Source organism: Vibrio sp. nBUS_14, from assembly GCF_051201655.1.
Taxonomy (GTDB): Bacteria; Pseudomonadota; Gammaproteobacteria; order Enterobacterales; family Vibrionaceae; genus Vibrio.
In genome coordinates, this window is the sequence record NZ_CP179206.1 from 1226544 (window position 1) to 1249476 (window position 22933).

The window sequence follows — 22933 nt, forward strand, 5'->3', positions numbered from 1 at the left end:
TACGTGCAGAGCGCAACGGATGATGTGTCGATACCTCCACCTTACGAAGACCGCACTGGCCCAGAGAAAAGCATCAAGGCCGCCATCCTTCTAGAGCACATCGCACAATTTATTTATGTATTGAGACTTGGGCTTGTACAACACTTGAGATTTAAGGTAAGGAATCTCAATGTTTCCTGACCTGAACAATCGCGGCATAACTCACGTCAGAATGAGTCCCGGACAGACCTAACTTCTGCTCTACAATCTAAACACGGATGTTTGTTGAACACTTTCACGCTGTTTTCGCTATTTCAGATACTCTCATCCTAAGAAATGCCTAAATTGACCTGATTTGGGCTTGAACCAGAGCATGGTGGACCAGCTCTGACAGCGGCTCCCCAGCCCTAAAGCGAAGAAACGTTAAACGGTGCCCACAAAGAATGCACTCAAACGGATCAACCTTCACATACCCTTTCAACATGGCGGCGTAGCCGGGCATTTCAGGTGCGTCTTTAGGGGCGATGCCTAAGGCATCGTAGACCTTAGGGAGCATCTCACCACGACGTCGGTTTGATAGAAAACCGAAGTATCGAATCATTTTGAAGTGCTTATCAGGAATATGTTCAATCATGCGCTCTATCAGAGCTTCTGGACTCAAAATGAGGGATTCCGTCTGACCATTCCTATGATTAAGATAATCAAATGTCACTAATCCTCCTTGGAAATCATGTCGTAACCTAGACGCCGATATCGGTGGCCGCTTTAGGTATCGACCCATGTAGGTCATGGTGGGGGTCACATTGGCCGTTTTCTTAGCAAAGTGCAGTTTCCATCGACGGCAATATTGGCTGGTTAAAAATCGGGACCAATCTTGATCATTACGAATGAAAGGGCAGTCCTCTCGACTCAAGTCTAACTCTGAGTAATTGGAGTTGAGAAGTTTAGTGATGGCGGTACGCCAACACTTCTCAGTGGTCTTAGCTTTAAAGAAAATGGGCTTCCATAGACCTGTCTTCTTACATAAACCCCCACGGGTGACAGACAAATGGATGTGCACATTCCAATTCAGCTTTCTGCCGTAGGTATGAAGTGCACAGAACACGCCAATATCGATATCGAGTTGCTTTGCCCATCCTAAGAAGATTTTGGCTGCACAGCTAAAGAGATGATTGAGAAGAAAACGATTATCCCGAAAGATTGGCCACAGCGTGTGAGGAAGCGTCAACGTAACGTGTTGATACTCACACTCAGGAAAGACATGTTGTTGCTTTCGTATCCACCGCTCTGTGGCTTTTATGCCACAACTGCTGCAAAAGCGAGATTTACACGTCTGGTGAATGTATTTGTGATGGGTGCAGTCAGCATGACTGCATCGATACTCTTTAGAGCCAAAAGCAGCGGTACTGCAAGCGAGCATCTTGGTGACGTTTTCAATGACGACGGTTCGGAGGGTTTCTCGGTACTTATTGAGGTAGTTCAGCCAAGTATCGTTGGCATTGAAGAGTTGTTTGATGGGCTTATTCGGATGCATGACCTATAGGATAAACGATCCATGTAAAGCACCCTAGTAGGTTGAGTCTCTTTGTTTTCGGCCGTAGGCCGCTCAGGCGACACCGTCGCCGGTTCATCTTCTCAGTAAGCTACCATACGCAGAGACGTTGGAAGACATAGAAGCACTTCTACCTTGGAATCTAACCAAAGCCTAACGGCTTTGGTTCTCCTCATCAATACGCCGAGTAACTGGCGCTTACATCGAACTCGATTTAGACGACCATGAAAAACAGTGTGCATGCTGCCAACATAGTCTGCATAAAATCGGTGAAGACCGCAGTGAGAAACTTGAGTTCTCACCAGCCGTGCTCAAAGTGCTGGAATATGTTCGTCCTAAGTATGCTTGTTGTCAGTGCGAGCAAACTGAAGACAAAAGCCACATCGTTCAAAAGCCAGCGCCCCAGAGCATCATCCCTAAAAGCTTCGCGACAGAAAGCTTGCTGGCCAATATCATCCTTGGTAAATATCAATACGCAATGCCACTTTACCGCCAAGAGTCGCTGTTTACCCAGTCGGGTATCGAGCTATCACGAACCACGATGGCAAGGTGGGTTATCCAAGTCAGTGAGAAGTTCACACCGCTGTATGCGGCCTTGAAAGAGCATCTACTCCAACAAGTAGTGGTTCAGGTGGATGAAACGCCGCTCAATGTCCTCAAAGAAGATAAACAGTGTTATATGTGGCTCTACTGCTCGGGCGCAGACTCGCCCGACGCTGCACTGCCGAATGTGAAGAATATCGCCTTGTACGACTATCAAAACAGTCGCGCGAGGGCATGCCCTGTTGCCTTCTTGGGGGATTACAGTGGTTATCTGCAAACCGATGGCTATGGTGCCTATGATGGTCTTCATCACGTAACCAATGTTGGTTGCTTGGCACATGCACGGCGTAAGTTCATGGATGCTAAGAAGCTTCAAGGTAAAGGTAAGTCAGGCAAAGCAGATAAAGCAGAAGAAAGCGCTAGCCAAAATCCAGAAGCTCTATGGGATAGAATCCCGCTTAAAAGATGCGACTGTCGAGACACGAAAAGCAGAGCGTCAACAGCATGCCAAGCCGATATTGGATGAGTTGTATGAGTGGATGACGACTCAACAAGTGCTAGCGTCTAGCTCGCTGGGCAAGGCGATAAAATACACGCTCGGCCAATGGCCGAAACTTATCCGCTATATCGATGACGGTCATTTATCTATCGATAATAATCGTGCTGAACGCGCCATTAAACCGCTGGTCATTGGCAGAAAAAATTGGCTCTTCTCGAACACACCAAATGGTGCTGATGCGAGCGCGATGCTTTACAGCCGACATTCCGCACCTCATTTAGGAATAAATTGCTTCATACAGCTTACCTAGCAATTGAAGCAATCGCCTCTGATGGTCTTGAATGCCGGTAATAAACCATTGTTCGCCGAACTCAAGTGTATCGACTCCTTCAAATTTTAAAAACACCCAGCGAGCAGTTGGCTTAGATGTGGTTTTGTTCTTAACCATGCTTGGAAAAAACTCTTCAGTAACAGCCAACTCTTGACGTATCTTATGCTCGAGTCCAGCATAAACCATTAGGCTTAAGGTCATTATCATGAGTAAAGCTTCGATGCGTTGTGGTTTTTTTAAGAAGATAGATGATGTTAAAAACTCAGGGCTTTTAAGGAAGCGAAATCCTCGCTCGACTTTCTGTTGTGACTTGTAGTGTTCCAGTAACGCAGCCATATCGAGATCGGTACTTTCAGTATCATTGGTCGCAAGAATGAACATGCCAACTTTAAGCTTCGCGAGTTTTACTTTTTCTAAATCAGTGAACGGATTTGCTTCAATTTTGTAGTGGTATCCAGTTGGATCCTCATCTTTTTTAGGGCGCCCTCGGCCAGCAAACTCGGGCACTTGCCGTATCTCACTTTGCTCGAAACTCAACAGTTGGCATTGACTCTGAAATTCACTCATAGCCTTTTGTGCATCAGTCGCACAGGCAAATTGTTTCTTAGCTAATTGAGCTAGAGATTTAAGCTCTTTGGTCAGATTTTTATCCAAATTTTTATAAAAAGTGGCTTCTTCTCGCTTTGTCGCTTGCTCGCTGTTCACTAACAACCATCGCTGCTTCACGTTGCCATAATCAGATTCAATCCAGTGCCCCGAATAACCATTACCGAAAGGCTCTAATTGCGCTGGCGATAATGCCAGTAGAGCTTGTTTGGCCATTTTAATGGTCATTGGGACGCGTGTAATGAACTTCTGCTTTTGTTCATCAAGTGAGCAAATACTGTCTGACGTGTATAAAGCTGCATCAGCAATAAAGTAACGACTATTTTGCGCGGCTTTAAGGCAGTGAATATGGCGCTTAGTGACCTCTGCAAATGCTTTTGCATCGTTCGTGTTTCCACTGAGAGCCTGCATATAAACAGGGAGCCCTGCTTGATTTTCACAAATTAATTCAAGGACAACCTGATTCAATTCAGGTCGGTGATCTCGACTATAACCTTTGACGAGTTGAATAGAATTAATGTCATCCTCTGCTGATTGAGCATATTCACCATCAACATGGAAACTCGTTATATCAAGGTGGACAGACTCTGTCTTGAGGTTCAATTTTTCAACGGTATGCTCTGCAATAACTTGATATAAAATAGATACATCAGCTTCAAATAAAGCATCTAATGTGCGCCCAAGAACATCATCAGTTAAGTGTAAGCGTCTACGAACCGACTCATTGACTTTCTAATATCTACGCAGATACCGCCAACTAAGGCGGTATCTGTCATTCTGAGCGGTATTCTGTAGGGGCGGACTATTCCGTCTTTGGCATGTTCCAAGGTAGAAGATGACCATGGTCATCCTCACTCTTCAGTTTCGGGATTTCTCGTAACACGTATTCGAGGTACTCATACGGCTCACAGTCGTTAGCCTTCGCGGTTTCGATAAGACTGTACAACACTGCACTGGCGCGGGCTCCATTATGAGTCTTTGAGAACAACCAGTTGTTCCGTCCTACCGTGAACGGACGTACTGAACGTTCCGCTCGGTTATTATCCATGCTTAACCGGCCATCATCGATAACTCTTACTAGCTTCGACCATTGATTGAGACTGTAGCTAATCGCCTCACCCAATTTACTTTTAGGGGGCACCTGAGTGACCGATTTATCTAACCACGCCTTGAATTCATTGAGCAGAGACTGAGTCTTTGACTGGCGGGTAACATATCGCTCTTCCCTCGTCTTATCTTTGAGTGCTTGTTCAACACGATAGAGCTTTTGGAACCAACTCACTGCCCACTGGATTTTACCCCCTTTTCCATGCTTGCCTTTTGGTTGGCTCTGCTCTGCCTCTATGAACTTACGTCTTGCATGAGCCCAGCAACCCACCAACTTCGCTTCTGTCTTTTCATACGCTTTATACCCATCAACATGAAGGTATCCAGTGTAGTTTGACAGGTACGATTCAGGGCAGTGGTGCCCCCGACTCCCTTCCTGGTAGTCGAACAAGACGATACCGGGAGATTGCGCATTACCGCCCCGGTCTGGACCACACCCATACAACCAGATGTAACTTTTCTTTCTTTCGTCATCGAGCACGGTCAACGTGGTCTCGTCCGCGAACAGAACATCTTGTGCAAGGAGGGTTTCTTTCAGTAAGGCGATTAACGGCTCTACCTTATCGGCGCAACGCAGTATCCATTGACTCATCGTTTTTCGGCTGAGCGCTAGCCCATATTGTCTGAACAGCGATTCTTGACGATAGAGAGGCAGGGCGTAGTGGTATTTGTTCGTGATAATTTGCGCAAGCAAAGAGGGAGTCGCGATGCTTTTCGGGATAATCGATGCTGGCGGTGGAGCCATTGCAACAACACCCTTCTCTCCTAACGCGTCACATTGACGACAGACGTATTTGGGTCTTTCAGTGACTTCGACATACAACTTGGCCGGGATATACACCAGTTTTTCACTGGTGCTTTGCCCCATCCTGCAGAGTATCGACTGACAACACGAGCAGGTTTTTTCTGATTCTGGTATGTCCACCACGACTCGCTCTCGTGGCAGGTCTTCAGGAAGCTTTGGGCGACCACGACGTTTTGTCTCGGATGAAGTGTTTTCCGCTTCCGAAGCGTCATCATTCGGATTATCGGGTGCTTCCTCTTCACCTGTCGTATCGGCATGAGTCTCCGCCTCATTGAACTCTAAGTCCTGAGGGGGCAGGGTTTCACTAGTGCTACCAAAGCGTTTACGCCGCGCTAGGTTGAGTTTTTCAACCAGCGATTGGATGGTTAATTCGCTCTCGCTTAGAGATTGGCGAAGTGTGAGTACCGTAGATTCAAGCTCAGTCACTTTTGAACGTAAGAGCGCTAGCTCATCTTCTTTATTTGTATTTGGCATATAAGGAAGATCGCAGAGAGCCGCGAAAGTTCCTTATCCGCTAATATTTTTTAATTTAATTAAGACTTTGGTAATTCAATGTTTGATGGGGTTTCATTTTTTCAATATCGAGCCCATCAAGCAACCAATGCCACTGCTCTTCCGTTAATGAGAGGGTTTTCCCTGGCATTTTTCTTGGCCAAGCGAACTTGTCTTTTTCGAGTCGCTTTTGCCAGAGGCAAAAGCCATTACGCTGCCAGTAGAGAACTTTGAGCTTATCCCGCGTGCGATTACAGAAGACGAATAGCGCTTCGGAGAAGGGATTAAGGTTCATATTCTGTTCAACAATAAAGCTCAAGCCGTTAATGCCCTTTCTAAAATCGACGGGCGCCTTGTGGAGATAGATAACAGAGATATCAGGGAACATTTTCATACAACAGCAAGCTCCTTCAATAGAAGACCGAGCCACTGAGGTGCTACATCACGAGGTACATGAAGAGAGCATGCTCCCGCTTCAAGGCGTAATTCCGTAGGTAACGTAGAGGGAGGCAGTTGCTCGGTTTTGGTATTTAGTATGGCTATTTTTTCAACAACAACGAATTCAGAAAGTGAATCTTCTCGTTTTTTAGGCAGGTTGACTAAGTGGTGTAGTTTGCGACGGTTGTTATCAAATGTTTTTGGATGAAGATTGTGCTCTAAACAAAACTGAGCGGCAGACTGCTCACTATTATAATACTTCTGAACAAGGCGTAGCCATTCTTGCTGAGATCTATGCTGAGACATTTTCGAGTACCTTTAACGATAAAAGTTAAAGGTTACGACGTTTATTAAAAGGATTGAATGAGTCGATTTAAAGACGCTTACAGTTAAGTGGTGCGCTTCTATGTTTTTAGCAAGCAGCTTTGATATTGGCTTTGTCTCGAAAAAGTCAGAAAACATATGCAATGTTCGACTATGGAAGCCCAAACCGTTCAAAATCATGGCTAGAACGGCATCACCGTGTGAGACATTATGCTCTGAATACTTAGGAATTATGCGGTCGATAAGCCCGGGTAAATCAATCTCATGACAGAAGGCAGCGATTAATCCAAGATGATCTAAGCGTTTTATGACAGGTTGAGGAGCAGACATCGTAAGTTACCGGCAAATAAAAGTAATAGATCAAAACGGGGGATCTGCGTCAAGTCTCAACTGCAATCATTATTGATAAATGATCGTGGGATCACACTTAATTTAAATCTAGAATTGGCTGCGGAATGACGGTTACAGCATCGTCGAGACGGCGAAAGCCAACGGCCTTATCCTCTACGACTACATGGTCAAGTGCATGAAAGAGCTAGCGAAAGTTGAGCCTGATATCGATGCGCTCCTACCTTGGAACTTCAAACATTAACAACATCGCCCCGTGGGTTCATGGGGCGTTTACGGTATTTTATGGATTTACCCCTACTACGCATGTGAAAAATTCATGATCCAAGAACGGCTCCCAATCGGGAGCCGTTCTTGTGTCTAAATCTGGGTTCGCACTAAGTGAAATTACTTTAAATAACTAACACTTATAGGCTAATATTCAATATTAACCATATCAAAGTCATCACAATTATTTCCAGCATGATCAACAATTTGCACACGCTTTCTTAGAGCAAATGCAGTCGTTAGAAGAGAAATCAACATTCTACCTCTGTCATCATCAGCATTATATTGAGGATGCAAAGGATACGTTCTACCATTTTCAAAGGTAACAGAAAGTGCATTCCCTCCCCCCCTATTTGAAGGGTTAGTATTTATTACTCCTGCTTGAATACTTTTTATATAATCAGTATCACATACCATACCGTTATTTGCATATGAAGTAGTTGAAATTAAAATACCAGATAATAATATTAATCTTTTCATTTGTAACCTTAATTTAAAATAAACATAACATTAGATGCTATAGTTTCAGGAGATGAAATTGATGATGGTTCTACATAAACAGAGCGTGAACTATCATGTTCTTTACCGAGCATTTCCTTCCAAGACGCGTGATAGATACCAGCTTTAAAGTAGGGTGTATAGTCCCCCATAAAAACATCATCATATACATTGGGACCCACTCTTGAATAAACAGACTTTCCATTTAATTCAATGTTTATGAACCCATTATCATTAGGAGACCAAATGGAGTCCACTACCCAACTATAGTGTGTGTCTAAATTTGCCTTACCTAATATAACCTGTTCTCTTTGAAAATCAGTGGAAGAAGCACTGTCCTTAAAAGTTCTCTTAAGAATCCAATCATGTCCATCCGTTAATATTGCTAAGTTAGGTCTTCTCGGAGACATTCCCGCACTATGTGCGTGCCATTGTAAAACAATGGTTTTTCCTCTTACAGGATCGTCAAGATCAAACCAACCTGCTGATCTTAAAGTAACATTGGCAGCATACACTCGAAGGTAAGGAATCTCAATGTTTCCTGACCTGAACAATCGCGGCATAACTCACGTCAGAATGAGTCCCGGACAGACCTAACTTCTGCTCTACAATTGAAACTCGGGTGTTAATTGAACACTTTCACGCTGTTTTCGCTATTTCAGATACTCTCATCCTAAGAAATGCCTAAATTGACCTGATTTGGGCTTGAACCAGAGCATGGTGGACCAGCTCTGACAGCGGCTCCCCAGCCCTAAAGCGAAGAAACGTTAAACGGTGCCCACAAAGAATGCACTCAAACGGATCAACCTTCACATACCCTTTCAACATGGCGGCGTAGCCGGGCATTTCAGGTGCGTCTTTAGGAGCGACACCCAAGGCATCGTAGACATTAGGGAGCATATCACCACGACGTCGGTTTGATGACGTTATCGGGTCTCGAGCAGCGCATTAAGTCTACCGCGTTTAAAAAAGGCGCAAGAGCTAACTTTATTGGATATACCGACGATTTCGTTGTCACCTGCGCTTCAAAGGAAGTGTTGGAGAACGATATCAAACCACTGATTGCTGACTTCTTAGCGGTTCGAGGCTTAACGTTATCCGAAGAGAAAACGCACATTACTCACATCAACGACGGTTTTGACTTCCTTGGGTTCAACCATAGGAAGTACAAAGGAAAACTGCTCATTAAACCGAGCAAGGCTAACACGTTGACGTTCCTAAGTAACTTGCGCGGACTCATCAAAAAGCACGTTACCTTAACGGTGAACGACCTTATCAAACTGATTAACCCAAAGCTTAGAGGGTGGTCGAACTATTATCGCCACTGCGTTGCTAAGCAGGTATTCAGTTATGTTAGTCACAAACTATTTCAAGCGCTATGGTATTGGGCTAAAAGGCAACATCCAACAAAATCTAAAACTTGGATCGCCCTAAAATACTTCATCAACCGAAAAGGCCAATGGCAGTTTCACGGTTGGCAGAAGATAAAGGATATGGATTGCCAGTTCAATCTTTTCCAAATAGCTAAAGTACCGATAGAAAGACATGTGAAGATCCGAAGCGCAGCGACACCTTTCAACCCTCAATACCAAGAATACTTGGGAAAGAGGAAACACAAAAGGTTAGCTCGTAATTCTTGGATTGAACCTGCTCTCACTGCTTTATAAGTTGCTGGGTATCATTTGATGCCTTTGTAGAGGCTTGAGCCTAGTGCAGTGAAAGTTGCACGCTGGGTTCTCAGGGAGACGGCACTTGGTAACAAGTGTCGTCCACCCGACGCATATTTCATCGTTTTAGTACTATCATTGATAGCACAACCAGTATTTACAGGCTTATTAACGGTAATGACAACTTTGTGTGTCTTCCCTGCCATCACTTTACCAACACTGCTTATAGTATACGGCCCATACCAGTTACCTGCCGAATGTGCATGATAACTCGTCGTGGCAAGTAAAAGCATCAATAGTTTTTTCTTCATAGTCCTTCATAATGCATAGCATATTTTTTTAGTGGTTAACATTAATTTAAATTAGTTTTAATTGTCACAATGCTATCATTAAAATTAATGATGTAAAGCTCTCAATTATCAGTTTTTGTATTGTTTTTTTGTGGGAAAGATAATAGGATTCTTAACTATTTCTAGATGAATATTATTTTTTAAATGACTAAACACTTTTCGGCTTTTTCATCTCTACTCTTAATTATCAGCCTTACAGTTTTCTGCCTTCTTTACTTCTATTTTAATAAAGAAACTAAGAGTGACGTTATTTCTTTACCAAATTCAAAGCCTGAAATAATAAGTGACAAAATTAGCAATAACGCAGATTACCCCATTCCCATTATTAAGCTTCAAAAATTAATGATAACTCCCGAAGATGAACATGTGATTGTTGAGTCTGATATAAACAATCAAATGAATCGTCTGGGTAATAATCATCATGCAAAAACGATTGAATCTTTACGTCTACGCCTTAATCAGTTGCAAAACGACAATCACTAATTTACCTCTAACACGAATAATCATATGACTTACAACCGTTTTACTGAGATATTTTCAAAGGTCTTAGGCTACACATTACTTGCAGCCTTTGCCGGCCAAGTCGCGGCGATGACGCCTTCTATGAGTTCAAATATTCGCCTGTCTGGAGAATACCGCACCAGTGGAGGACAAGCGACTTACACACTTCCTATCGAGCTCACTCCAGGTCGAGGAGGGGTTCAACCCGAACTCTCCTTTTTTTACCGCAGCAATGCAGGTAATGGCTTACTTGGAAAAGGCTGGCGTATTGACGGTGTGTCTAAAATATCTCGTTGTGGTCAAAGCCGAACCATTGATGGACAGTGGGGAGGAGTGAACTTTGATTCCTCTGACCGATTCTGTCTGGACGGGGAACGCTTAATCGCGGTAACAGGTCGTGATGGAGAAGAGCACACAGAGTACCGCGCCGAGAAAAACGGGTATGAAAAAGTCATGTCTTATGGCTCAGTCAATGGGTCCCCCGTGTATTTCAAAGTATGGCACAAAGACGGGAGTACGTTTGAGTACGGTCGAAACTCAAACAGCCGTGCACAATTACCTAATACCAGTAGCACTTATCAGTGGTTGATACATTCACAAAGCGACTTAACCAACAAAAATACGCTGTCATACACTTATAAAAAACTGGCGTCATCCGAGTCGCCTGCTCTCAGTGAGATAACCTATGCCGGTGGACGAGTCGCTTTCGAGTATGAAGTGAGAAATGATGCGCAGTTTTTATATTTAGCGGATAAGGAAATTGATAGACGATATCGCCTCAGCGGTGTCACTACTTTTAACAACGACGATGCGGTTTCGGGTCACTACGAGCTCCGCTACAAAGCACCGTCGAGCTCGCGCCTCTCTCTGTTAGAAGAAATAGAGTATTGTGCCCAATCCGAAGGCGCTACACGTTGTGCAACCCCAGTGACTTTTGATTGGCAAGAGCACACCGCGAATGCTTTTTCAGACGTTGAAAATACCGACTATAATGCGCCGCGATTTTTTGATGTGGATGGCGATGGTAAAGCAAACCTGTACGGCGTGATGGGCCGAAACAGTCGTACTGGACGAGTGACCGTTCGAGATTTAAAGAACAAAGTACACGCTAATTTGAATGCTTTCTCTATAGCGGGAAGCATCCTATCACCCACGCTCAAAGTTAATAACAGCTGTGCCGTTGATGCCGCGTCTTCATACCATGACGGTAATGGCACGCTAGTTCAATATTGTCGCTTTACTTCCTGCAACAATAACGCTTGTCAGTATGACTCCAGAGGGACAACGTATGGTGACTTTAATGGCGATGGGAAGAACACACTGATTAGCGGTTTCTCGGTCGCGGATTTTGATGGGGATGGGCGTGATGACAAATACCGATTTGATATCTCGAATGGTGACTACCGCTATGAACTTGCAACGGGGTTTAGTGGAAAGCTGTCTGATCCGAAAGGTCGAGTAGTAAAAAGCCTATCAGACATCAACCGAGACGGTTATCTGGATGTCGTGACCGGTCCTGCTACAGGGAAAGGGAAGCTCTATATTCACTATTTTACCGGTAGCAAGTTTTCGAAGCCGTTGGAAGTCGCACTCTCCGTAGGGGGCAAAGACGAGATAGTTTTAGGTGATATCACGGGGGACGGATACCCAGAGTTAACACACAAAGGAAAGTTCTATCTCAACTCTAATGGGCGTTTTAAAGAGAGATCGGGTTCTCAGCATGGGAACAATCCGATTGCTTTAGATCCCCCAATTTTTGATATTGGCACCGAAATCTATGCACTCCGCGATGTCAACGGTGATGGACAGATAGATATTCTTACTCGTGCCGATAAACACAGTAAAGTCCAGATACACTATTCAAACTCGTTGGCAAGCAACAAGATAAAGCGCTTCAATGAGTATGGTGTTAGTTATCACGTTGATTACCGCCCCGCAACCGATGATTCCGTGTATCAGATGGAAGAGACCGATAGCGAGGTGTTAAATGCCTTTCCATTTAAACAAATAACGCCCCAATATCATCTTGTATCTAAAGTGACTAAAAAGCCTAAAGGGTACGATGGAACGACGTATACTTATCAATACCAAGGCGCGAGAACGCATCTTCAAGGCGGCGGTTTTCTTGGCTTTTCATCGATATCTGAAACCAAACAGGCTACCGTTATCACGAAGACGGTGACTCAGTATCAGCAAAGTGATTTGAAATTAGCGGGCGAACCGATCAAGAGACAGGTGTTCAAGGCGACGGTGTCGGCACCAAACCAGGAACAATTGATCACGTCGGTTGATTACGAATATGAAACCCAGGTATTCCCAGGATATCAAGCAAGTTACTACCAAGTTTATGCCAATAATGTAACCAAATGGTGGTTTGGAAATGATGCGACTAAATTCGACAAACGCGAAGTTACGGTACGCGAAGTAGACCGTTTCGGAAACATCCAATCAGAGACTACGGAATACAGTAGTGAGCACCGAGGTGCTGGCCTGTATACTCAGACCACAAGTTATGACTATTTGTCTAAGGGGAGCAATGTATCTCGATTCAACTATCGCATAGCAGAGCAAAGGGGTGGGGTATCGCCAGTCACACTGACTCAATATCCAAATGGGCTCACTCGTTACTGCACAGAAAGTGGTGAGATTTATTTTAAGCCCCGCGATGTTTTCGTTTTTATTGGCACGCCAGCAACGCCTATTTTAGCCAAACGTTACGATGAATATTTTAAATATCACGCGAAACACGTTGCAAATACCTCAAGTGGACAAAGCCAATTCTCTGGTGCATTAGTTCGGACCAGTCAAACCCAGTTTGATGCGGTTAACGCTTATGAATGTGGTGAGGTGGCCGTTCAAGCTTCCTCCTCTCGTCAAGACGTCTTGATGACATCGACGGCTTCAACCAATAATGAAATGATGACTGAGAGCCCGACCCATTTCTGGCAACTTTCTGCTCCAGTGAAGGAAATCGTAACCATTAACGATGGGCGTCAATCGCGTGTTGTTGAGAGTACCATGACCTATCACGCGGGAGGACTGCTTAAAGACCGAACCATAAGAGCAAATGCTTATGGCTCGTTAAGCCCTACGATCAAAAGTAAATATCAACGCGATAGTTATGAATACGATCAATTCGGTAATGTGCGTCAAGTCACGACAACAGGTACCGGCCTCACCCCCCGTGTAGAGAGCTATACCTACAAAAATGGTTTGCACTTAGAGACCATTAAAAACGCCAAAAACCATATAACTCGCGAACGCTATGATGCCAATGGCCTTCTAAAACAACGAGTCGGAGCCCTTAAACAGCGCACCTCGAATTATCACTACGATGTGTTTGGTCGGATCCTCTCAGAGCAGTTACCTGGAAAAGGGAACACTCAAGAGTTCAGTTACCAGCTTGGTAACCAGTGCCCTTACGCCACAGATAGAACGGTCAGTTGTGCCATCACTGAAGCGGCTTCCGGTGGAAAAACGATCACGCTATACGACTATGCGGACAGAGAAGTACGCCGTCTACACCAAGGGTTTAATGGTCAGTGGGTGAACTCGCGCACGACATGGGATTTGGATGGGCGTAAACGCTCCATGACGCGCCCTCATTTTGTAAGAGATAGTGTTAACCCACCAACCGTCACTTTTGATTACGACCTATTAAACCGTGAGGTGAAAAAAACAGAACCAAGTAGCGATGGTGGGCGTGCTGAGTCCACAGTTGTTTATGATGGTCTGACGACAAAAACTACCGATCCAAAAGGGAATAGCCATATCAGCGTAGTGAACGTCATGGGCTATATTACAGAGAAAAAGGAGCCGCAAGAAGCGAAGCAGTTTTATGCTTATTACCCAGACGGGCTACTGCATACGACGAGAGACTCAAAAGGCAATGTGACGACCGTCAACTACGACAGCTTTGGCCATCGTAATCGATTGATCGATCCTGACTTAGGTAACTGGACTTATACCTACAATGCGTTGGGTGAACTGACTTATAAGAAAGACGCAAACAGTGTTGTTACTACCCTTGAATATGATGTTCTTGGCCGGAAAACTAAGCAGAAAGAGGGGACGAAAACCTCTGAATGGCAATACGATTTAAATGGTGCCCCCGGCACGCTGTCACAGTTTAGTGGGCGCGGCCAAAGCACCCATTATCAATACAACGCGCAAGGCCTGACCCAACAAGTATCGATAAAAGTGGGCTCTGAGACTTTCTCTACACGCTATGCCTACGATGATTATGAACGATTAACCAAAGAGACGCGTCCGAATGGCGGCGCTTCGGGCAATGGTCAGACTTTAGAAGTCCAGTATGTATTCAACCCTTATGGCTATCTCTCTGCGGTGAGAAGCCCGCGCAGCGCGGCAGACAAAGAGTTTTCCAGCGCTAAGTTCCGTGGAGAGATTAAGCAGCTCCTTGATCAAGCTATTGCGCTAGCAAACACCTACTTGAGCCGAGCAGAAAAGTACGCCAAGCAAAAAGACTTTTACCAAAGCAAAGCACAGACACTAAAAGATGGGACTCTCAACGAGCATCGTCTAGACAGTGCGTCCATGGCCAACGTTGCGGGTTACCACAAAATGGCTCAATGGTGTACCGATGATGGCGAGTGCTACCTAAAGCCGATGGGGTGGGTCTTGATTGGTAATACACCCTCGATACCGGTTGAAGCCGTTATTGAAGGGACGGCTTATCGCTTTGAATCGAACTATCGACAAACCACCTCAGGTACGAGAGTGCATGATGCCTCCCTTACTGAAGTGAGTACAGAAACTCTCGATGCAATGGCGCTCACTCAAGTTCATGACTTTGTTATTAAGAACAAAGGCCATCACCAAACCTCTTTGTTCAGCACTGAAGATGTTTACGTAGCCGCGCCAGACCAAAGTACAAAAAATGAGTTGGCCTATACTGCTCAAGATCTTGATACGGCAGCTAATTTAGCCGCGGATAAGCAACAACACTACACACAACTTGCTGATAAGTTAGTGGGTCTCGTTGAACAAGTCGCTGTGCTGAGTGGCTTGTATTGTGATGACGCCAAAAACTTAGGTGGACAGCATGCTCGTATGGCAAGTCGATGGGGCAGTTGTGGTACACCGACAGAGGTGGGACAAGCGGATCACTTACAACTGGTACTCGATCAGTCCCAGATAGAGGCGTCTGTCGCGAGTGGTTCATACCTCTATTATTGGCAGCGTAAAGATACCGATGCGTATGACCATACGTTATCAGAAGTATTAGGGAATGGACTCTTGAATGACTATGCCCATCATGCAGCAACGGGAAGGCCCGGCATTATTGCCACTCGTGATGGTAAACAGACGATTAGGGAGCTGCATTACCGTTACGACGACAATAACAACGTCACGTATCGTAATGATCTGCAATTGGGGATTATTGACACTTGGGGATACGACTCACAAGACCGAGTCGTCAGCAATTCGATTGCTTTGCGTGATAAAGCTCGCCACGGCGTGAACAACCCTGACTTAACACAGGCGTTTACCTATCAATACGATCAAATTGGTAATATAAAATTAAAGACAGGTATCGGAAGTTACAGCTACAGCGGCGTTCATGCGGGTCCTCATGCCGTCACGAAAGCCGGCTCTTTGAATTACCAGTACGACTCTGTGGGCAACCTCATTCGCACTCAGCGTGATGGGAGTAACACCAGTGAACGAACCTTGACGTGGACAGAGTTTAATAAGCCGGCGACGATCACTCGAAATGGACAGCGTGTTGAGTTTTATTACGATGCCAACCATAACCGTTATTTGAAAAAGAGCAGCGATGGCAGCGAGACTTTCTATTTTGGGAAAACCTACGAGCGCATTAAAGCGAGTGATGGTGAGGTACAACATAAGCACTTTGTTTATGCCGATGGCAAACTCATCGCACTCAATACACAGACTCGTGATTCAGAGAATAAGCTAAAGAATAAGCAGGTTCGTTACCTGCATTATGACGCTCTTAATTCGGTTGACATGATCACCGATGGGTATGGCAACGTTGTTGAACGCCGCAGCTATGACACTTGGGGTAAACAAAGGTCGATAAGCTGGCGCAGTGATAATGTGACGGAGGTTATCCAGTCTGCGATCACCAACCGAGGTTACACAGGGCACGAACAGATTGAGGAAGTTGGCCTCATACACATGAACGGCCGAATCTACGATGCCGAATTAGGCCGGTTCTTGAGTGCTGACACGGTTATTCAGGCTCCTTATGTCACAAGTAGTTTTAATCGTTATTCATATGTTTGGAACAACCCTTTAAAATACACTGATCCTACAGGCTTTAGACTAATAGAAAATGACCCTGATGGAGCATATCAAGATCCAAACGGAGGGCTTCATGACCCAAACAAGGATCGTTTAGGCAGTGGAAAAGACAAGGATCATAGGCAAGCTTCTCATGACACAATTCACGATCCTGAACCGGAACCTAATACTACACCAAGATGGGGGGCTAAAGCATTTGCAGGTGAACTTGATCCTCAGAAGAGAGATGAAGCTCTAGAAAAGGGCATGAACAGTCTGTTAGGTGTTGAAGATCTAATGGATGGATTTAATACGGTGTTAGATGCGGATGCCAGTTTTGCAGAAAAATCTATGGCGGTCGCTGTAGCTCTTGCTAAGTCCAGAGCTCCCAAGCCCCTTGACAAAGCCATTGACAAGCTAGCAGATAAGGTTAACGATGTTACAAAGAGGGGAGACTTCCACGAAGTCTTAACCGAAGCTCCAATCAGCGGAAACACACGAAGTGCTCACCGTAATTCTGCTAATAAAGCGCTCGCTAATGCGTTAGAAAACGATTCTAGCTTTTCTAAAGGAATGAACAATCTTCTTGATAAGGATGTTCTCCAACACATGAAGTCAGGCAAAAGTGGGCTGAAAAATCCTCCAGGTACTGAATGGCATCACCCAAAAGGTAATCCGGGATCGATGCAACTATTGCGTAAAGAAATACATCGAGATAAGAGCCTTCAAAATGTATTACATAAAGATGGTACTGGCGGGTTTGCTGATCATTTCTAATTGAAGGATATTATGGATCTACAAAATATACGTAAAAAATCATTGAACAGTGCAGAGAAGCTGGGTTATGAAATAAACACAGCTTTGCCACTGTTTGATGATGACATTAAGTTGCGACCACAAGAAGAAATTGTAGGTCGTAGTTTAGCCCTCTTTGCTGTTGTTGCTTGTTCTTATGGTTTTGATAAGCCTTCAGCCATCCAATGGATGGCGCGGGAAGGTGTTATAGATTTTCTGAGTGATTCAGAAAGGAGCTTTCTTAATGATGGTGAAGGAGACGTTTCATTCTTTCAATCACAGGTAGAGGGGTTAAATGCTTTTGCTTGGGCATTGGGTTTAGTTAAGTCTATGCCGTTTGATTCTACCTGCGACAATACTTTGATTAAGCGTTTCCCAGATATTAAAAACGATAAAAGCTCTTCTGAATACAAAGCTCAGTTCGCAGATCGTTCTATCGCTCAAATCATATCTGCCTGTGATTTAGCCTATTGCCTTCATTGGGCGATAGTTAATGCAGAGGTGAATGATCAAGATTTACACGGTGGCGTTGGTCGCCACGTAATTATCGAAAGGCGTAGGGCTTTAGAGTGGATGTTATGTACTGATGACTGGGATGAAATAAGCCTAGATACCTAAGCTGAAGCCCGCATTATGCGGGCTTTTTAATGTGCGGCTTGCTGAAGCACAGTATCCAACATCTCCATCACGAACTGCTGCTTCGCTTTTGGCAGTAGCCTTACCTGTTCTATCTGCTGTTGCAATTTCGACGCAGGCCCACGCTTATTACTTCCCTTAGCTGCTTCTGTACCGTGCAGTAACTGTATACAGAAAAAATAGGCAGTTAATGAGAAAAGTGCATCTAGGATTTAAAATAGGTAACATTAAGAAAGCACTGGGGTGTAGGCACTTTAAGGTACTGATGGTATTAGGGTTATGTGCATTGTTGGTTAGGATGAACGTCAGGGTGTTCTGATGTTACAAAGAGTGTAGGCAAGAAGATCCCTAATTGTGATTTGTGCGGATCTCCGAATAAAAAGGGGAATGCTCCAATCGGCAATGATGGGCATCCAGTAGAGCTTCATCATCGAAATCAGAAACCTGATGGGCCTCTAGATGAAATGACTCGAACCGATCACAGGCTTGGGGATAATTTCAAAAAGAACCACCCTAATACAGGCCAAGAACCTTCACAGATTGATAGAAAAGCTTGGCGAAAAGAGCAAAAAGATTATTGGAAAAGAGAGTGGGATAGTTGGCGATTTGATGACATGTGATGGTAGATTTATCGATAATAGAACCGGTTATTCAACTGTTTTTAATGATGATGGACGGGTAGCCTATGCTTATCTTCTTGATGAAACCGAATCTATAGTTGGCGATGTTTGGCTTTATAACAGGTGTAGTACACCTGTTGAGCCCGAATGGAAAGAGCCAGAAAATATGCCATTTGCTAACCCTCAAGCTTATGTAAATGGTATTACTCATGATGTATTTCAGGTAGTGGATACTATTTCAGATGTGAGCGTTGCTTGGGGTAATGATTCTGGAAGGGTAAAAGCCAATATTCTGATTCATAATGAGTTGTTTGCAACTTTGATTGAGGGAATTAAACCAGGTTGGTCTGCCCTAGCGAGTAAAGACGGGCCGTTAGCAAAGGTTTTAGAATTATAATGAGTCTTATATCTGAGATAAAAAAAATAGAAACTCAGTTGACTGGGTTGAAAGCTTCCGAAGAGGATATAAATCAGTTGGTTGAGCAACTTCCAGATGGATTGGTGCCTTCTAGTCTATTGCCTTTATTGAAAAGTTTTCCGTTGGCTGGAGTTTGTTTTTCTTTGGATGAAGAAGATGACGAATCAGAGTTTGGCGCAGACCTTAAGTGGTTTACTGTTCGTCAAATGCTTGAGGAAGCATTAGAGGTATATCCAGGAAAGGGAGTACTTAAATTAGGATACTTGCCCGTCGCCTCTTGTCTAACTGGATCGGGAGATCCTTATTTTTTAAAAGTGTTAAATGATAATGATGATCCTCCTTTGGTTCGTATACCGCATGAGTTTGTATCAGATGACGGAGAATATCCCGAGAGTGAGATTGAACTTGTATGTGGATCTTTAAGTCAGTTTTTTAATAGAACAGAGATAGATTAACTACAAGAAAAGCCCGCACCCAGCGGGCTTTCTTTTATCCGTTAGCTCTTGACCTTCCAGAATCCCACCTTCTGAACTGATACTTGATTAGACGCACCAGTACATCATTTTTAAGCTAGAAGTGCATTTAGGGATGAAAATAGATAACATAATGAAAGCACTGTGGTGTAGTGCTTTAAGATACTAATGTCACTAGGGTTATGTGCTTTGATATCTATGATGAACGTCAGGGTATTCTGATGTTACCAAGAGTACAGTCCGAGCTAATAAAGCTGCGAGTGATGCAATAGCAGCTAGAGCCGTTGGAGTCATTGAGCAAAAACTTCCGAGTGTCTTCTGTGAAATTCCCTGTTGTTTGTCGACTTCCTTTTTGGGTAAATATGCATATTAGGTCAAGCCAAGTTTTAATGATTACCCATTTTATCCAAAAATAAGTAATCCAAATAAAACAAATTAGAGTATTAGGTCTAAGTGGTTTTTGTCCATTTATTGAGAGCTGTCAGTTGTCTTTGTTATCCTGATTGCATATAATTTTCGCGCATAATTTGCTTGAAATCTTGTAATACCTACTTTGCCCACTTTCACCCAGTCTGAGAGTGGGTTTTTTTATGTTCCACACCAAGAGCTTTTAATAATTAGCTTATGAGGCTTTTTGTTTTACCGTATGGTTGTTACAGGTGTATGTTGTGTAGAATATGTTCAATAGTCCAAATTAGGGTGATTTTTGCAGGCTCCATTCTCTAATAGCTACGGAATGGCAGAAATCACCCAACTTCCCTCTCGATACTCACCAATTCCCACTTGACAGTTAATTACAGAACTCCAATAAATGTTAAGGAGTTGTCACTCCCTTTTGTTTCGCCTGATTTTTTGATCTTAAACATTCAAAATGAACAGTTTTCTCTATATTAGTGATACTGACGCCGCTTCGCTCTGTCGGCTTTATACTGACTCTACATGCAAGCATATAGAAGCCAGCATAAACCATACATAAACAAGAACTCATTAAACTATTCATGAAGGTATTTGTTGTGTTGAGCACTGGTAAACTTTATTCTGTGGATACAGAAAACCACGGGTTTACCCGTGGATGAATGCCTTTGGAGACGGTACGATGGATAAATGCAATATTACACCTCGTCCCATAGTGTCTACTACACGAAATATTACGTAGTTTGGGTAACTAAGTACCGTCGGAAAATCCTGAATCCTGGTATGTGCAGCTACCTACGGAAGGTTATGCCAAAGTTACTGCGAAGTTTACCTGGCGTTGAGATCGAGACGATAGGCTTTGATGAAGATCATTTGCATATGATGATGCTTATCCCACCGAAATACAGTATGTCAGACGTCATGGGTAAACTAAAAAGCCAATCGTCGCACCACATGCGAAAAACGTTCAGTTGGCTAAGTAAGGTTTACTGGAAAGAGAACATTGTTTGGTCGCCAGGTTACTTTGTCAGTAGCGTAGGCGTGAATGAACAAGTTATAGCGAATTACGTTAGACACCAGGGCGAAAAGGATTCTGGTCAACTCCGCATGGAGTTGTAACAGTAAGTACCCCGTGCATGCACGGGGGTATCTACTCTAGTGGCTTTTGCACGAATCGGTTACACCATATCTCGAAGGTAAGGAATCTCAATGTTTCCTGACCTGAACAATCGCGGCATAACTCACGTCAGAATGAGTCCCGGACAGACCTAACTTCTGCTCTACAATCTAAACACGGATGTTTGTTGAACACTTTCACGCTGTTTTCGCTATTTCAGATACTCTCATCCTAAGAAATGCCTAAATTGACCTGATTTGGGCTTGAACCAGAGCATGGTGGACCAGCTCTGACAGCGGCTCCCCAGCCCTAAAGCGAAGAAACGTTAAACGGTGCCCACAAAGAATGCACTCAAACGGATCAACCTTCACATACCCTTTCAACATGGCGGCGTAGCCGGGCATTTCAGGTGCGTCTTTAGGGGCGATGCCTAAGGCATCGTAGACCTTAGGGAGCATCTCACCACGACGTCGGTTTGATAGAAAACCGAAGTATCGAATCATTTTGAAGTGCTTATCAGGAATATGTTCAATCATGCGCTCTATCAGAGCTTCTGGACTCAAAATGAGGGATTCCGTCTGACCATTCCTATGATTAAGATAATCAAATGTCACTAATCCTCCTTGGAAATCATGTCGTAACCTAGACGCCGATATCGGTGGCCGCTTTAGGTATCGACCCATGTAGGTCATGGTGGGGGTCACATTGGCCGTTTTCTTAGCAAAGTGCAGTTTCCATCGACGGCAATATTGGCTGGTTAAAAATCGGGACCAATCTTGATCATTACGAATGAAAGGGCAGTCCTCTCCACTCAAGTCTAACTCTGAGTAATTGGAGCTGAGAAGTTGAGTGATAGCGGTACGCCAACACTTCTCAGTGGTCTTAGCTTTAAAGAAAATGGACTTCCATAGACCTGTCTTCTTACATAAACCACCACGTGTGACAGACAAATGGATGTGCACATTCCAATTCAGCTTTCTGCCGTAGGTATGAAGTGCACAGAACACACCAATATCGATATCGAGTTGCTTTGCCCATCCTAAGAAGGTTTTGGCTGCACAGCTAAAGAGATGATTGAGAAGAAAACGATTATCCCGAAAGATTGGCCACAAAGTGTGTGGTAGCGTCAACGTAACGTGTTGATACTCACACTCAGGAAAGATATGTTGCTGCTTTCGTATCCACCGCTCTGTGGCTTTTATGCCACAACTGCTGCAAAAGCGAGATTTACACGTCTGGTGAATGTATTTGTGATGGGTGCAGTCAGCATGACTGCATCGATACTCTTTAGAGCCAAAAGCAGCGGTACTGCAAGCGAGCATCTTGGTGACGTTTTCAATGACGACGGTTCGGAGGGTTTCTCGGTACTTATTGAGGTAGTTCAGCCAAGTATCGTTGGCATTGAAGAGTTGTTTGATGGGCTTATTCGGATGCATGACCTATAGGATAAACGATTCATGTAAAGCACCCTAGTAGGTTGAGTCTCTTTGTTTTCGGCCGTAGGCCGCTCAGGCGACACCGTCGCCGGTTCAGCTTTGCTGATTGATCTGTCAATAGTGATGGGTGATAATTTAGTCTTTCATCAGTCTCACTCCCACTCAATGAACAAAGATATTAAAATCATTAGCCACAAGGCTATCCAGAAACACTTACAAACCTACCTTGAACCGATGTTGCTCGATAAAGCCCAAAATACCGACGTTTCCTGGGTCATGGCGATGATCAAAGATGAAGTTTTTAAAGCCGTAATTGTGCATACTCGTGGCAATCAAACAAAAGCCGCGAAGTTATTGGGTATTAGTCGTAGTAACTTCGCTGTCAAAATCAAAGACACAGCCTCTCAACGACAAGGTAGGTGAAGCTGCACTATTCCATTTCACTTG

Annotated in this window: 17 protein-coding genes and 6 pseudogenes; 11 read left to right on the plus strand and 12 right to left on the minus strand. The window is 44.1% G+C overall.

The window, feature by feature from the left end; all coding sequences use genetic code 11:
- Window positions 1-319: 319 nt before the first annotated feature.
- Together ACMAZD_RS05690 and ACMAZD_RS05695 are read right to left on the minus strand one after the other, a co-directional pair.
- Window positions 320-1513, minus strand: coding sequence for an IS91 family transposase (locus ACMAZD_RS05690; protein ID WP_435248872.1), 1194 nt, complete (start codon window positions 1511-1513; stop codon window positions 320-322).
- 101 nt (window positions 1514-1614) lie between these two features.
- Window positions 1615-1773, minus strand: coding sequence for a hypothetical protein (locus ACMAZD_RS05695; protein ID WP_435248873.1), 159 nt, complete (start codon window positions 1771-1773; stop codon window positions 1615-1617).
- Between ACMAZD_RS05695 and tnpC (ACMAZD_RS05700) the strand changes: the two are divergent.
- Window positions 1734-2832: pseudogene (gene tnpC / locus ACMAZD_RS05700) on the plus strand (IS66 family transposase); the annotation flags it as partial. The gene ACMAZD_RS05695 and the pseudogene tnpC (ACMAZD_RS05700) overlap by 40 nt on opposite strands.
- An 18-nt stretch (window positions 2833-2850) precedes the next feature.
- Here the strand turns inward: tnpC (ACMAZD_RS05700) and ACMAZD_RS05705 are convergent.
- The 5 genes and pseudogenes from ACMAZD_RS05705 to ACMAZD_RS05725 form a co-directional block, all read right to left on the minus strand.
- Window positions 2851-4212, minus strand: a pseudogene (locus ACMAZD_RS05705) (IS1634 family transposase); the annotation flags it as partial.
- A 100-nt stretch (window positions 4213-4312) separates the two neighbouring features.
- Window positions 4313-5896, minus strand: a complete 1584-nt coding sequence (gene tnpC, locus ACMAZD_RS05710) for an IS66 family transposase (protein WP_435248587.1) — start codon at window positions 5894-5896, stop codon at window positions 4313-4315.
- Between the two features lie 55 nt (window positions 5897-5951).
- Window positions 5952-6308 carry an IS66 family insertion sequence element accessory protein TnpB gene (tnpB, locus tag ACMAZD_RS05715; protein ID WP_102481560.1) on the minus strand — a complete coding sequence of 119 codons (357 nt, stop codon included), beginning with the start codon at window positions 6306-6308 and terminating at the stop codon, window positions 5952-5954.
- Window positions 6305-6658 (minus strand): IS66 family insertion sequence element accessory protein TnpA, encoded by a 354-nt coding sequence (tnpA, locus tag ACMAZD_RS05720; protein ID WP_435248589.1) that lies wholly within the window; start codon window positions 6656-6658, stop codon window positions 6305-6307. The genes tnpB and tnpA (ACMAZD_RS05720) overlap by 4 nt, the downstream gene beginning before the upstream one ends.
- Before the next feature lie 60 nt (window positions 6659-6718).
- Window positions 6719-7006 (minus strand): annotated as a pseudogene (locus ACMAZD_RS05725) (DUF4277 domain-containing protein); the annotation flags it as partial.
- Window positions 7007-7139: 133 nt separating this feature from the next.
- Between ACMAZD_RS05725 and ACMAZD_RS05730 the strand changes: the two are divergent.
- Window positions 7140-7268: pseudogene (locus ACMAZD_RS05730) on the plus strand (transposase domain-containing protein); the annotation flags it as partial.
- Window positions 7269-7438: 170 nt separating this feature from the next.
- Here the strand turns inward: ACMAZD_RS05730 and ACMAZD_RS05735 are convergent.
- From ACMAZD_RS05735 to ACMAZD_RS05745, 3 genes and pseudogenes are all read right to left on the minus strand, one after another.
- Window positions 7439-7771: a hypothetical protein gene (locus tag ACMAZD_RS05735; RefSeq protein WP_435248874.1), complete on the minus strand. Its 333-nt coding sequence runs from the start codon at window positions 7769-7771 to the stop codon at window positions 7439-7441.
- A gap of 8 nt (window positions 7772-7779) precedes the next feature.
- On the minus strand, window positions 7780-8352 hold the full coding sequence (locus ACMAZD_RS05740; RefSeq protein WP_435248875.1) for a heparin lyase I family protein: 573 nt from the start codon (window positions 8350-8352) through the stop codon (window positions 7780-7782).
- A 121-nt stretch (window positions 8353-8473) separates the two neighbouring features.
- A pseudogene (locus ACMAZD_RS05745) lies at window positions 8474-8710 on the minus strand (IS91 family transposase); the annotation flags it as partial.
- Here ACMAZD_RS05745 and ACMAZD_RS05750 point away from each other — a divergent pair.
- Window positions 8707-9456: pseudogene (locus ACMAZD_RS05750) on the plus strand (group II intron maturase-specific domain-containing protein); the annotation flags it as partial. The pseudogenes ACMAZD_RS05745 and ACMAZD_RS05750 sit on opposite strands and share 4 nt — an antisense overlap.
- Before the next feature lie 11 nt (window positions 9457-9467).
- On the opposite strand, the gene ACMAZD_RS05755 reads toward ACMAZD_RS05750, so the two are convergent.
- Window positions 9468-9767 carry a hypothetical protein gene (locus ACMAZD_RS05755; protein WP_435248876.1) on the minus strand — a complete coding sequence of 100 codons (300 nt, stop codon included), beginning with the start codon at window positions 9765-9767 and terminating at the stop codon, window positions 9468-9470.
- A 183-nt stretch (window positions 9768-9950) separates the two neighbouring features.
- Here ACMAZD_RS05755 and ACMAZD_RS05760 point away from each other — a divergent pair, with 183 nt between their 5' ends.
- The 7 genes from ACMAZD_RS05760 to tnpA (ACMAZD_RS05790) all read left to right on the plus strand — a co-directional run bounded on the left by ACMAZD_RS05760 (window position 9951) and on the right by tnpA (ACMAZD_RS05790) (window position 21052).
- Entirely contained in the window at window positions 9951-10289 is a 339-nt protein-coding gene (locus tag ACMAZD_RS05760) for a hypothetical protein (RefSeq protein WP_435248877.1), read from the plus strand.
- A 24-nt stretch (window positions 10290-10313) separates the two neighbouring features.
- Window positions 10314-17354, plus strand: coding sequence for an RHS repeat-associated core domain-containing protein (locus tag ACMAZD_RS05765; RefSeq protein WP_435248878.1), 7041 nt, complete (start codon window positions 10314-10316; stop codon window positions 17352-17354).
- A 12-nt stretch (window positions 17355-17366) separates the two neighbouring features.
- Window positions 17367-17990, plus strand: coding sequence for a DUF4272 domain-containing protein (locus ACMAZD_RS05770; protein ID WP_371715199.1), 624 nt, complete (start codon window positions 17367-17369; stop codon window positions 17988-17990).
- Window positions 17991-18367: 377 nt separating this feature from the next.
- Window positions 18368-18628, plus strand: coding sequence for an HNH/ENDO VII family nuclease (locus ACMAZD_RS05775; RefSeq protein WP_435248879.1), 261 nt, complete (start codon window positions 18368-18370; stop codon window positions 18626-18628).
- Window positions 18549-19025 (plus strand): hypothetical protein, encoded by a 477-nt coding sequence (locus ACMAZD_RS05780; protein ID WP_435249403.1) that lies wholly within the window; start codon window positions 18549-18551, stop codon window positions 19023-19025. The genes ACMAZD_RS05775 and ACMAZD_RS05780 overlap by 80 nt, the downstream gene beginning before the upstream one ends.
- Entirely contained in the window at window positions 19025-19501 is a 477-nt protein-coding gene (locus ACMAZD_RS05785; protein WP_435248880.1) for a hypothetical protein, read from the plus strand. The genes ACMAZD_RS05780 and ACMAZD_RS05785 overlap by 1 nt, the downstream gene beginning before the upstream one ends.
- 1122 nt (window positions 19502-20623) lie before the next feature.
- Entirely contained in the window at window positions 20624-21052 is a 429-nt protein-coding gene (tnpA, locus tag ACMAZD_RS05790) for an IS200/IS605 family transposase (protein ID WP_435248881.1), read from the plus strand.
- A gap of 240 nt (window positions 21053-21292) precedes the next feature.
- Here tnpA (ACMAZD_RS05790) and ACMAZD_RS05795 read toward each other — a convergent pair whose 3' ends face one another.
- Window positions 21293-22486: an IS91 family transposase gene (locus ACMAZD_RS05795; protein WP_435248882.1), complete on the minus strand. Its 1194-nt coding sequence runs from the start codon at window positions 22484-22486 to the stop codon at window positions 21293-21295.
- Window positions 22487-22537: 51 nt separating this feature from the next.
- On the opposite strand from ACMAZD_RS05795, the gene ACMAZD_RS05800 reads away from it, so the two are divergent.
- The gene (locus ACMAZD_RS05800; protein WP_435248883.1) at window positions 22538-22909 is read left to right on the plus strand and encodes a helix-turn-helix domain-containing protein; all 372 of its coding nucleotides are present in this window, start codon (window positions 22538-22540) and stop codon (window positions 22907-22909) included.
- Window positions 22910-22933: the final 24 nt, after the last annotated feature.